Genomic DNA, 12,638 nt, shown 5'->3' with positions numbered 1-12,638 from the left:
GTCAGGTGATGACGGTCGGAACGTCGAGGCCTGTGCGGCTGCGGATCTCCGCAATCGTCTCGGCTGCCGCGATCACATCGGCAAGTGCTTCCTGCGTTTCGATGTTGTGCTTGGTGGAGTCGGGCTCATAGCGCTCGAGATAGACGCGGAGCGTCGCGCCAGATGTGCCGGTACCCGACAAGCGGAAGACCACGCGTGAGCCGCCCTCAAAGAGGACACGAATACCTTGATGTTCACTGACGGATTTATCGACTGGATCATGATAGGCAAAGTCATCAGCTGCTTTAACCTTCAAGGACCCGAAGCTTTGACCTGGAAGGCTAGCAAGTTTGCCGCGCAGGTTGTCCATCAGCTTATTGGCAGCATCGGTGTCGACCGCCTCATAGTCATGGCGCGAGTAATAATTGCGTCCATAGGTCTGCCAGTGCTGGACCACGATGTCATAGACGCTTTCGCCGCGAACAGCGAGGATGTTGAGCCATAGGAGCACCGCCCAAAGGCCGTCTTTCTCGCGCACATGGTTGGAGCCCGTGCCGGAGCTTTCTTCACCGCAGATCGTTGCCATGCCGGCATCGAGCAAGTTGCCGAAGAACTTCCAGCCCGTTGGCGTTTCGAACATGCCGATCCCGCGCTTTTCCGCCACGCGGTCGGCTGCACCGCTGGTTGGCATCGAGCGTGCAATGCCAGCAAGGCCGCTGGAATAGCCGGGCGCAAGGTTCGCATTGGCAGCGAGGATCGCGAGACTGTCGGAGGGCGTGACGAAAATGCCCTTGCCGATGATGAGATTGCGATCGCCATCGCCATCGGATGCGGCACCGAAATCCGGCGCATCCTCGCTCATCATCTCGTCATAGAGTTCCTTGGCGTGTACAGGATTTGGATCGGGGTGATGCCCACCGAAATCGGGAAGCGGCATGAAGTTGCGTACCGAACCTGATGGCGCGCCTAATCGGTTTTCGAAGATTTCCTTGGCATATGGACCTGTCACCGCGCTCATGGCGTCGAAGGCAATCCTGAAGCCGAGGCTGATCAGATTGCGGATCGCGCCGAAATCGAACAGTTCTTCCATCAAAGCCGCGTAATCTTCAACGGAGTCGATGACAGACAGGATGGTACCGCCCGGCAGTTCTTCCTTGCCGATGCGGTCAATATTAACGTCCGGAAATTCCGCGATCTTGTATTGGTCGATCACCTTCGTGCGAGCGTAAATCGCGTCGGTGATCTTTTCCGGCGCAGGGCCGCCGTTGCCGATATTGTACTTGATGCCGAAGTCTTCGGTAGGGCCGCCGGGATTATGGCTGGCGGACAGGATAATGCCACCGAACGCTTTATATTTGCGAATGATATGCGAGGCAGCCGGGGTCGAGAGGATGCCGCCCTTGCCAACCATGATCTTTCCGAAACCATTGGCTGCGGCGATCTTGATCGCTTTCTGGATTACCTCGCGGTTGTAGTAGCGGCCGTCACCGCCAATGACCAGACACTTGCCCTGATAGCCTTCGAGGGAATCGAAAATCGATTGAATGAAGTTTTCTGCATAATTCGGTTGTTGAAATACCGGCACCTTCTTTCTCAGGCCGGACGTGCCCGGCTTCTGATCCTGATAAGGCGTGGTTTGTACGGTTTTTGTCATTTCAGATCACTGGCCTTTCGGGTCAAAGCTAGAATAGAGGTCGGCGTAACGCTCGGCGCTCTTTTCCCAGGAGACGTCCGTTTTCATGCCCTGCTTTTGCAATTGGGTCCAGACTTTTTGATCGGCATAGAGCGCCATGGCGCGTCTTACCGCCTGGATCAATCCTTCCGCAGTGACAGGATAGAATTGTATGCCTGTCGCGGTCTTGGCCGCAAGTGCTGCATGATTGGCATCGATAACGGTGTCATTCAAGCCCCCTGTTCGCGCCACAATCGGAACACAGCCGTATCGAAGCCCGTAAAGCTGGGTCAAGCCGCACGGCTCGAAACGAGAGGGGATAATGATGGCGTCGCAGCCCGCCTGCATGAGATGTGACATCGGCTCGTTATAGCCAATGGAAACGCCGACGCGCCCTGGATGGCGTGCTGCTGCTGCCAAAAGCGCACCTTCAATGGCGGGATCGCCCGTACCGAGGACGGCGAGCTTGCCGCCCATGGCGACGATCTGGTCAACGCCGGACGCGACGACATCCATGCCTTTTTGCCAGGTCAACCGGCTGATAATGCAAAAAATCGGCGCGTTGTCGTCATGAAGTCGAAAGAATTCAGCGATGGATTTGCGGTTTTCCTGCCGGTTCTTCAGGTTCGCGGTGCCATATTGCTGAACGATGTAAGGGTCTTTGCCTGGGTTCCAGATATCTTGGTCGATGCCGTTGACGATCCCGTAAAGGCTCCCCACACGACTGTTGACCACGCCTTCAAGGCCCATGCCGAACTCCGAGCCCTCGATCTCCATGGCATAGGAAGGGCTAACGGTGGTTACTGCCCATGCCGTTTTCAGCCCGCCTTTCAGATAGCCGACATGACCGTAATATTCGACAGCGTCTACCGAAAATGCATGATCCGGCAGTCGAAGCCCGGGGAAGATGCTGGCGTCGAATTGCCCCTGAAAAGCAATATTGTGGATGGTCAGTATGCTTGGTAGTTCCGGCACCGGGTGGTATCGCATGTAGACAGGGGTTAGGGCGGCCTGCCAGTCATGAACATGAACCAGATCAGGTCTCCAACCCGGCATCAACCCGGAAGCGATTTCTGCGCCGGCAAGCGAGAGGGCAGCAAAGCGCCGCCAGTTATCGCTGTAGTCCTTGCCGGTTGCGTCGAGATAAGGCCCGCCCGCGCGGTCGAAAAACGCTGGTGCATCGAGAACGAGAACGTCAAGTCCTTGATAGTGAGCCTCCAAAACGCTTGCATGCTCGCCGAGGAGATCGTCGAAGCGAAGCCTCTCCTCGGCATCTTTGATGGCGCGCATCACGACCGGATAGCCTGGTACCAACGTTTTCGTCTCGACACCGAATTTCTTCAGCGCGATCGGCAAGGCGCCTGCCACATCGGCTAGGCCGCCCGTCTTGACCAGGGGAAATATCTCGGACGCAACCGAAAGAACTTTCATTACTTACAAATCCAACTTGTCAATCATCGGTTGCGTAATCAAGCAGATGCCAGTCTCCGTTCTGCGGAAGCGTTTAGCATCAAGCTCGGGGTCTTCTCCTACGATAAGACCTTCGGGAATAACAACGCCATGGTCTATGACGACATTGCGCAGTTGAGCTCGCCTTCCAATCTTCACGCTCGGCAGGACGACAGCTCCTTCCAGTTTGGAGTAGGAGTTGGCGCGAACGCCGGTAAACAAGAGGCTCTTGTTTAATGTTGCGCCGGAAATGATGCAATCGCCCGAGATGACCGAGGAGGTCGCCGAGCCGCGACGATTTTCATCATCATGAACAAATTTCGCCGGCGGATTAATTTCGGCATAGGTCCAGATCGGCCATGATTTGTCGTAGATGTCGAGTTCCGGAACGATCGCGGTCAGGTCGATGTTGGCCTGCCAATAGGCATCGATCGTTCCGACATCGCGCCAGTAGGGCTCATGCTCGAAATCGGAACGAACGCAGGAATTGGCGAACCGGTGGGCAATCGCCTTCCCGTTCTTGACGATATGCGGGATAATGTCCTTGCCGAAGTCACGGCTGGAATTAGGATCAGAGGCGTCACGTCTTAGCGCATCCAGCAAAAACTTCGTGTGGAACACGTAAATGCCCATGGACGCCAGCGCAAACTCCGGCTTGTCCGGAATGCCGGGCGGATCAGCGGGCTTTTCGATGAAGTCAATGATCCGATCATTGGCATCGACATGCATCACGCCGAAGCCCGTTGCTTCCATGCGTGGTACTTCGAGACAACCAATCGTGACGTCAGCCCCTGAATCCACATGCTGCTGAAGCATGTATTCATAGTCCATCTTGTACACATGGTCGCCAGCAAGGATGACCATGTATTCGGGACCATAGGGCTCGATGATGTCGATGTTCTGGTAGACGGCATCGGCGGTGCCCTCGTACCATTGTGTTTCCGACACGCGCTGCGACGCCGGCAAGATATCGAAGCTCTCGTTACGCTCAGGCCGAAAGAAGTTCCATCCACGCTGCATGTGTCGGATCAATGAGTGGGCCTTATACTGCGTGGCAACGCCGATGCGGCGGATACCTGAGTTCAGTGCATTGGACAGCGCAAAATCAATGATGCGCGCCTTGCCGCCGAAATAGACCGCAGGCTTTGCGCGGCGGTCGGTGAGTTCCTTTAGGCGGCTGCCTCTGCCACCGGCAAGCACGTAAGCCATTGCATCACGGGCAAGCGGTTGAACACGTTTCTCAATCATTTTCTCCTCCCACCAATCATATCAAGTTTCAGGTTCAAGCATAATCGTTGCGAGCGGCGGCAAGGTAATGAAAGCGGCTATTTGACCGCTGGCATTGACGGCTTGAACCCGACCGCCATTTCCCTTTCCGCTGCCGCCGTAGATATCGGCATCAGTATTGAGGATTTCACGCCAGCGCCCCTCAAGCGGCAGGCGAATTGAGTAATTTTCACGATAAACCGGTGTGAAGTTGCAGATTACGGCAACTGGTTTCTGGTCGGGCGCGCGACGTAGCCAAGCGAGAACCGAGTTGTCCTGGTCGTCCGCAATCAGCCATTCGAAGCCTTCGCCCTCGCAATCGCGCGCATGCAAGGCCGGTTTGCTGCGATAGGTAAAGTTAAGGTCCCGAACCAGGCGCTGCATGCCTTCATGCATACGATATTGCAGCAGACCCCAGTCCAACTGCCCGGCTTCGCTCCATTCGCTCCACTGGGCAAATTCCTGGCCCATGAACAGAAGCTTCTTGCCTGGATATCCCCACATGAAGGCATAATAGGCGCGCAGATTGGCGAATTTTTGCCAATCGTCGCCCGGCATCTTGGCGATCAGCGATCCTTTTCCATGCACCACTTCGTCGTGAGAAAGAGGCAGCACGAAATTCTCGCTATAGGCATAGATCAGCCCAAAAGTCAGCTCGTTGTGATGGAACCTGCGGTGAATAGGCTCGCGGCTCATATAAGACAGGGTGTCGTGCATGAAGCCCATGTTCCACTTGAAGCCAAAGCCGAGGCCGCCCTCATGCACGGGATGAGAGACTTTCGGCCATGAGGTCGATTCCTCCGCCAGCGTCATGATGCCTGGATGGCTCTCGTAAATCCGGGTGTTCAGCTCCTGAAGGAACCGGACGGCATCAAGGTTTTCGTTGCCGCCATATTCGTTGGGGATCCACTCACCGTGCTTGCGCGAATAGTCGAGATACAACATCGAGGCAACCGCATCCACACGAAGGCCGTCCACGTGGAACTTCTCCGCCCAGTACAAGGCGTTGTTCACAAGATAGGACATCACTTCCGTGCGGCCGAAATTGTAGATCGCCGTATTCCAGTCCGGGTGAAAACCCTTGCGCGGATCTTCATGCTCGTAGAGCGCCGTGCCGTCGAACATGCGCAGTCCATGTTCATCGGTCGGAAAATGTGCCGGAACCCAATCGAGGATTACGCCGATACCAACCTTGTGACAGCCGTTGACGAAGCGCGCAAAGCCTCCTGGCTCGCCAAAGCGGGCGGTTGGGGCATAAAGGCCTGTCGTCTGGTAACCCCACGATGGATCGTAGGGATGCTCGCTGATCGGCAGGAATTCGATGTGGGTAAAGCCCATATCGACGCAATACGGAATAAGGGTGCTGGCAAGCTCTTCCCAGGTGAGAAAGCCTCCGTCCTGACGTTTGCGCCAGGAGCCTGGATGAACCTCGTAGATCGATATCGGCTGACGCCGCTTATCGGCAGACCGCCAATGCGCGAGATGAGCCGCGTCCTCCCACGTCTGGTCGATCTCTGTTGTCGTGATGGAGGCTGTTTTTGGCCTAAGTTCGCTGCGTCTGGCAAACGGGTCTGCTTTCAGCGGCAGAAGTTCTCCATGACGACCGCGAATTTCGAACTTGTAGGCTACGCCCGCCGCCACGTCAGGGGCAAAAATCTCCCAGATGCCGCTATCGGCGCGCAGGCGCATGATGTGACGTCGGCCATCCCAGTTGTTGAATTCGCCGACGACGGAAACGCGCTCAGCATTCGGTGCCCAGACAGCGAAATGAACGCCTGTAGCCCCTTCATGCTTGATGAGATGCGCGCCCATTTTGTCGAACAGTCGAAGATGCGAGCCCTGGCGCGAGAAGTAGTCGTCCATCGGCCCAAGAACCGGGCCAAAACTATAAGGATCCGTCACGGACCACTCGACGTCGCCGCGTCGCGCCCTGTAGCGGATCGGCTGAAGCTTCGAGACAGAGACGATCCCGCCGAAAAACCCGTCCTGATGAAGTCGGTTGAGATCACCAATTTCCTGCCCATCGAGGGACAGGGCAGTCACATGCTCTGCGCCTGGTATAAAGCAGCGGGCGACATATACGTCGCCTGCTTTATGAACGCCAAGTGAGGCGAATGGATTGTTATGGGTGCCGGAGAGAAAAGCGGCAATCTCATCTGCCGCAATCTCGTATTTCTGCCTGACCACGGGGGCGGCGTTCGGCGATTTCATCCAGCTCTCCAGATCTCATCTGCATATTGCCGGATGGTCCGATCAGAAGAGAACCAGCCCATCCGTGCTGTATTATTGATTGTCTTTTCATACCAGGACGATTGCTTGGTCCAAAGAGAATCGACCTCACGCTGCGCTGCGGCATAGGAGTCAAAGTCTGCCGCCAGCATGAACCAGTCGTGTGAATAGATGCCGTCGATAAGCTGCGTGTAGCGGCCGCGATCATCCGGCGAGAAGACGCCGCTGGCAATCGATGCGAGTGCCTGAGACAATTCGCGGGAGTTTTCGATAATGGACCGCGGATTGTGCCCTTCGCTGCGAAGCTTTGCCACTTCATCGGCGCGAAGGCCAAAGATGACGATGTTTTCTTCACCGACATGATCGCGCATTTCGACATTGGCGCCATCAAGCGTACCGATCGTCAGGGCGCCGTTGAGGCCAAACTTCATATTGCCGGTGCCCGAGGCTTCCATGCCGGCTGTCGAAATCTGTTCGGAAAGGTCCGCAGCAGGAACCATCATCTCGGCCAGCGACACGTTGTAGTTCGGGACGAACACAACCTTGAGCAGGCCGCGAACGGCCGGATCGTTATTGATGGTACGTGCAACGTCGTTAATGAGCTTAATAATCAGCTTGGCATTGTGATAGCTCGGCGCGGCTTTTCCTGCGAACAGTTTCACGCGTGGCACCCAGTCCAGCTCCGGATGCGAGCGAATCTGGTCGTAAAGCGCGACGGCTTCGATGACGTTGAGAAGCTGACGCTTGTATTCGTGAATACGTTTGATTTGAATGTCGAAGAGCGCGGACGGGTCGAGCTTTACACCCATCCGGCTTGCAACCAGATTGGAAAGAGCAACCTTATTGGCGCGCTTTACGGCTGCAAACTTCTGCTGGAAGCTTGGATCCTTCGCAAAAGCGTCCAGCGGCTTGAGCTTTTCTGCATCGTCAAGGAAGTCGTCGCCGATCGTTTCGAGAATGAGATTGGTCAAACCGGGATTGCATTGCTGCAGCCAGCGGCGCGGCGTAATCCCGTTCGTTTTGTTGTTGATCCGATCCGGATAAAGTTTGTGCAGGTCGGCAAAGACCGTCACTTTCATCAGATCCGTATGAAGCGCCGAAACGCCATTGATCGAATGCGATCCGACAAAGGCAAGGTTGCCCATGCGAACGCGTCGGTCGCCGCTTTCATCGATCAGCGATATCGATCTGATCTCGCTGTCAGAGAAGTTACGGCTCTTGCGTGCCTCAACAAGGATTTTCGCATTGATTGCGTAGATCAGCTGCATATGGCGGGGCAAAAGACGCTCGAACAAGGGAACAGGCCAGGTTTCGAGAGCTTCCGGCAGAAGCGTGTGGTTGGTGTAGGAGATCGTGCGACGGACAATATCAAATGCCTGGTCGAATTCGATGCCATGCACATCGATCAAAAGGCGCATCAGTTCGGCAACCGAGACAGCCGGGTGCGTGTCGTTGAGCTGAATGGCAACTTTGTCGGGCAGCGATGTAAAATCTTCATATTGCTGCAGGTGACGGCGCAGAATGTCCTGTAGGGACGCCGACGAGAAGAAGAATTCCTGACGCAAGCGCAGTTCCTGTCCGGCCGGCGTCGCATCGGCAGGATAAAGAACGCGCGTCAAGCTTTCTGCCTTGTTGCTTTCGCGTAGCGCCCCGATGTGATCGCCCGCGTTGAAGGCGTCGAGCAGGATCGGGTCAATCGGTTGTGCCGACCACAGGCGAAGCGTGTTGACGCGGTTACCGCGCCACCCGACGACCGGTGTGTCGAAAGCGGCTGCGATGACGCGCTCGGCCGGCTTCCACACGTAGCGGGGCTCTGCATCGCCAGTTGCGATAACGTCGACCGCGCCGCCGAAACCGATCTCATAGGCGCTTTCGCGGCGTTCGAATTCCCAGGGGTTGCCGTGGGCAAGCCAGGTTTCGGGCAGTTCGACCTGCCAGCCATCGGCAATCTGCTGGCGAAACAGGCCGTGGACATAGCGGATACCGTAGCCATAGGCGGGAATGTCGACGGTCGCCATGGATTCCATGAAGCAGGCAGCAAGACGTCCAAGGCCGCCATTGCCGAGAGCTGCATCCGGCTCAAGTCCGGCAATCACGTTGACATCCACCCCAAGCGACGTCAGGGCTGTACGAATCTCGTCCATCAAACCAAGATTGGACATTGCATCGCGCATCAAGCGGCCAATCAGGAACTCGAGCGATAGATAATAAACGCGCTTTGCACCGGTCGCGTAAACCTGACGGGTTGATTCCATCCATTTGTCGATGATGCGGTCTCTCACCACGAGAATTGTAGCAGTCAGCCAGTCATGCGGCTTTGCCACTTTTGCATCTTTGCCGATGCGATAGGTCAGCCGTTCGATGATCTCTTCGGCGAGAATTTCCGGGCGAGAACTACGCGGTGCAGGAGAGGGAATGGTTGGCTTGGAAACGGTAGTCATCGAAGGGTCTCGCCAATTAATTTGAGTGATCAGATTTGTGACAGATTCGCAAATCCTTCAAAGCCAGCTTTTGGCAGTTTACGCAGCCTTGCAACCGAGTTGCAATAAGGGAATGACGTGCCTGCAAAATTAGCCTTGGCTATTGGTATGACAGGGAAGGAATTGATTTTTCGTTATTTTCCATCTTCGGTACGCTGGCGTATTAAATGCAAAGCTTGCGCGGCGGTTCCGCGGCAAGCGCTTTCGGTCAACGTCTTCAATCGTAGGCAGCAATCACCGACTGAAGCGGCTCATTCTTAACCGCCGACGGGAACGACATCGACCGCTTGGGTAACGCTATGATTGCCATAGCCTTTGAGCATGCCGATGACGGGGGCGACATCCGCGTAATCTCGCCCATAGCCGACGACGATATGGTCTGTGCCGGCCGGGATGTCATTGGTCGGATCGAGTTCGATCCAGCCGATGTTTTTCCCGCACCAGATTCGTACCCAAGCGTGCATCGCATCGGCACCTTCTAGCCGCTCCTTGCCGGGTGGCGGTATCGTGCGCAGGAAACCCGAAACGTAGCCCGCCGGAATGCCGAGGCTCCTTAAAGCGGCAATCATGATATGTGAAAAATCCTGACAGACGCCACGTTTCAGCTCAAACGCTTCTTCGGGCGTCGTATCCACCTGTGTTGCTTCGGGGTCATAGACGAAGTCGCGGTTTATACGCTTGCAAAGGGCATAGGCGGCTTGCATGACTGTTGAGGTTGAGGTGACGCAGCTTTTGGCATAATCCGCAATGACCTTGCTTTCTCCTATTCTCGGGCTCGCGCTGACAAAGTGATGTGGTGATTCCGGCTCAAGTGACCACACACCGGCAAGCTCTTCACTAAGCTGTGCCGGTAGCGGCGACAGGTCGGCGGGCATCGATTGACTTTCGACCTGTACACGAGCCTGCATGCGGATGTTGAGCGCCTCGTGCGGCAGGCGCAGCATCACAGACGTGGTTGGATGGCGAAAGAAATCGATAAAGGCGGATTGCTCTTGCGGAGCCGGATCGACGGAGAGCGAGCCTGCGATCAGTCTTTGACGGTCAGGCAGCGATAGCGGCAAGAGGCGGAGAATATGCCGAGCATTAAACACCGGCACATCATAGCTGTAGCCCATGGTCAGGGTGATGTCATAAAACACGGGCGCGATTATCCGAGATAAGTTTGGGCTAAGAGATCGGAGAGATTTTCGAGTTCTCGTTCGAGCTTGTGATAGACCTCTTCATTCATGGCCGGCGACGTCATTACTGCAAGGCTGGAGCGGATGCGCAGCGTTTCCCTGAAAAAGGGCGACATCTGACCGTTCACCAGTGCATTGGGAAGCTGTTCGACCTCTTTATGAATTTCGTTCATTTGAAACAGGATGGAGCGTGGGTTTAGCGGGTCGAGCGCCAGAAGATCGGTCACCGTCAAGCGTGCCGTATTCACGTTGTAACGGCGGCGATGGGTCATCACGCTATCGCCGATTTCAAGCAGCATATCGAGTGCACCATCAGGAGCGTCCGGCCCTGATAGATGACCGAGAATGCGCGTCAGGTGTAGGCCGCGCTCGATATAACGACCGAGCGACAGGAATCGCCAGCCGGTAAAGCGGTACATGTTCTCGTGAACGAGACCTGCAAAGCCTGCAAGCTTGCGCAGAAGAACGGTCATCGCATGGCTCGCATCGTCGCCAACGCTCACCGTCTTGCGGAACCGGCGAGCCGTCTTGGCAAGATCGTTCAAAGCCAGCCAGCCGTCATAGGAAAAGCGATCGCGAATATTGCTGGCCGAATAAACAGCACTGTCGATGTCGCGGATCAATGCTTTCGGCACCGGGTCTTTGGGATCGATATCGAGTTCCGCAAGGTAGGCGGTCACGTCCGCGAGCAGCGGCTGGTTCGGATCGGCGACTTCGGCAAAGCGGGAGTGCCAGGCGCGCAGAATACGCAAGGCGCCTTCCGCGCGTTCGATATAGCGGCCTAGCCAAAAAAGATTGTCCGCAGCCCGGCTTGGAAGACTGCCGGGCATGTTGCGGGTAAAGCTCTCCTCGGCCGGCAAAAGCGTGTGGCGCTCGACCGGTTTGTCATTGACGATCCAGACATCGGCCGCAGCTCCGCCCGATTGCATTGCGATTGCAGTTGCGTCGTCGCCGGCGCCGATGCGGGCAAAACCGCCCGGCATGATCTGCCAACCCTGCGCCGTGCGCGCCGCAAAGACGCGCAAGGACATTGGCCTTGGCCGCAGCCGACCATCGACCCAAGCCGGCGTCGTCGACAGCGTGACGACTTCCTGGCCGACGAGCTTCGGGCCATCCACCTTTAGCCAGTCGGCGATGGTTTCTCGCGCCGTAGCGCGCAGCGATGAGCCGAGAACGGACTCGCCGCTGTCGTCGAAGAATGGCGCTCTTGAATAGGCCGGGCCGATGACCATCCGTTCCAGATTGGCAGCGACATGTTCTTGCTCGCGCCGCTGGCCGCACCACCATGTTGCAATCGAAGGCAGTTGCAATTCCTCGCCGAAGAATTGCCGGCAGATCGTCGGCATGAATGCTAGAAGCGCACGCGTTTCCAAAATGCCGGTGCCAAGCGCATTGACGATCGTCACGCTCGCCTCACGCAGAGCCTCCACTAGGCCAGGCGTACCGATATGTGAATTCTGGTTTAATTCCAACGGATCAACATAGGCCGAATCAAGTCGGCGCCAGAGAACGCCGATCGGCTTCAATCCGGCAACGGTGCGGACCATGACCTTACCGTTGACGACGGTAAGGTCTTCGCCCTCGAGCAGCATGAAGCCGAGATAACGGGCAATATAGGCGTGCTCGTAATAGGTCTCATTGGCAGGTCCGGGCGTCAAAACGGCAATCCGGTCGTCGCCCGAGTGCTTGATCGTTTGCAACCTGTCACGGAAGGCTCCGAAGAAAGAGGCAAGCCGATGAACCGGTATTTCTGCGTAAATGTCGGAAAAAGAGCGGGCGGTCGCCACACGGTTTTCCAGAGCAAAGCCTGCACCTGACGGCGCTTGAGTGCGATCTGCCAGGACCCACCAATTTCCGTCAGGCCCGCGGCCAACTTCAAACGCGCAAAAATGCAGGTAATGACCGGAGGCGGGCTTGATTCCGACGAGCGGCCGTTGAAACTCGGGATTGGAGGCAATGAGCGCTGCCGGCAGCAATCCCTCCCGCACCAGCCGGTTTTCCCCGTAGATGTCGGCAACGATTGCTTCCAAAACGTTCGCACGCTGCGTCAGTCCTGCCGATAGCGCCTCCCATTCATGGGAATCGATCATGACCGGCACGTGTGAGAGAGGCCATGCCCTTTCACCTTCGCTTTTCGTGCCATAGGCTCTGTAGAACACACCGGCTTCTCGCAAATAGCGATCGGCGCGGGCAAAGCGGTCTGCGAGCTCGCGCTCAGGCATCGTGCTCAAATGGTTGATGAACTTCTGCCAGACCGGACGAATATTGCCCGCATTGTCCACCATTTCATCGGCCACGCCGGGCAAGGGCGCATAGTCGTTCAAGGCGTGCAGCCTTTCCGACGCGATAGTCTTGCGCTCCAATGCCGAATGGTCCGCCATCTTA

The 12,638-nt window shown here is 56.4% G+C and carries 7 protein-coding genes; all 7 read right to left on the bottom strand.

Translation table 11 applies throughout. The features are described 5' to 3' along the window. Position 1: 1 nt before the first annotated feature. Positions 2-1,633 carry an alpha-D-glucose phosphate-specific phosphoglucomutase gene (locus VQ830_RS11235; protein WP_337268200.1) on the bottom strand — a complete coding sequence of 544 codons (1,632 nt, stop codon included), beginning with the start codon at positions 1,631-1,633 and terminating at the stop codon, positions 2-4. Positions 1,634-1,639: 6 nt separating this feature from the next. After that, complete coding sequence (gene glgA, locus VQ830_RS11230) at positions 1,640-3,082, bottom strand: glycogen synthase GlgA (RefSeq protein ID WP_337268199.1); 1,443 nt, start codon at positions 3,080-3,082, stop codon at positions 1,640-1,642. Between the two features lie 3 nt (positions 3,083-3,085). Next, on the bottom strand, positions 3,086-4,348 hold the full coding sequence (gene glgC, locus VQ830_RS11225; RefSeq protein ID WP_337268198.1) for a glucose-1-phosphate adenylyltransferase: 1,263 nt from the start codon (positions 4,346-4,348) through the stop codon (positions 3,086-3,088). A gap of 21 nt (positions 4,349-4,369) precedes the next feature. Then, positions 4,370-6,577 (bottom strand): 1,4-alpha-glucan branching protein GlgB, encoded by a 2,208-nt coding sequence (glgB, locus tag VQ830_RS11220; RefSeq protein WP_337268197.1) that lies wholly within the window; start codon positions 6,575-6,577, stop codon positions 4,370-4,372. After that, positions 6,574-9,036, bottom strand: coding sequence for a glycogen/starch/alpha-glucan phosphorylase (locus VQ830_RS11215; RefSeq protein WP_337268196.1), 2,463 nt, complete (start codon positions 9,034-9,036; stop codon positions 6,574-6,576). The genes glgB and VQ830_RS11215 overlap by 4 nt, the downstream gene beginning before the upstream one ends. A gap of 296 nt (positions 9,037-9,332) precedes the next feature. Further along, entirely contained in the window at positions 9,333-10,223 is an 891-nt protein-coding gene (locus tag VQ830_RS11210; protein ID WP_337268382.1) for a transglutaminase family protein, read from the bottom strand. After that, entirely contained in the window at positions 10,223-12,634 is a 2,412-nt protein-coding gene (locus VQ830_RS11205) for a circularly permuted type 2 ATP-grasp protein (protein ID WP_337268195.1), read from the bottom strand. Before VQ830_RS11205 ends, VQ830_RS11210 begins: the two co-directional genes overlap by 1 nt. Positions 12,635-12,638: the final 4 nt, after the last annotated feature.

The organism is Oryzifoliimicrobium ureilyticum (assembly GCF_037199735.1).
Taxonomy (GTDB): Bacteria; Pseudomonadota; Alphaproteobacteria; order Rhizobiales; family Rhizobiaceae; genus Rhizobium; species Rhizobium ureilyticus.
Note: the sequence above shows the minus strand (reverse complement) of the source record. Positions and strands in the feature narration are given on the sequence as shown.

Excerpts from the sequence above, each read along its gene's own strand:
- VQ830_RS11235 (WP_337268200.1), bottom strand. The coding sequence starts at position 1,633 with ATGACAAAAACCGTACAAACCACGCCTTATCAGGATCAGAAGCCGGGC.
- glgA (WP_337268199.1), bottom strand. The coding sequence starts at position 3,082 with ATGAAAGTTCTTTCGGTTGCGTCCGAGATATTTCCCCTGGTCAAGACG.
- glgC (WP_337268198.1), bottom strand. The coding sequence starts at position 4,348 with ATGATTGAGAAACGTGTTCAACCGCTTGCCCGTGATGCAATGGCTTAC.
- glgB (WP_337268197.1), bottom strand. The coding sequence starts at position 6,577 with ATGAAATCGCCGAACGCCGCCCCCGTGGTCAGGCAGAAATACGAGATT.
- VQ830_RS11215 (WP_337268196.1), bottom strand. The coding sequence starts at position 9,036 with ATGACTACCGTTTCCAAGCCAACCATTCCCTCTCCTGCACCGCGTAGT.
- VQ830_RS11205 (WP_337268195.1), bottom strand. The coding sequence starts at position 12,634 with ATGGCGGACCATTCGGCATTGGAGCGCAAGACTATCGCGTCGGAAAGG.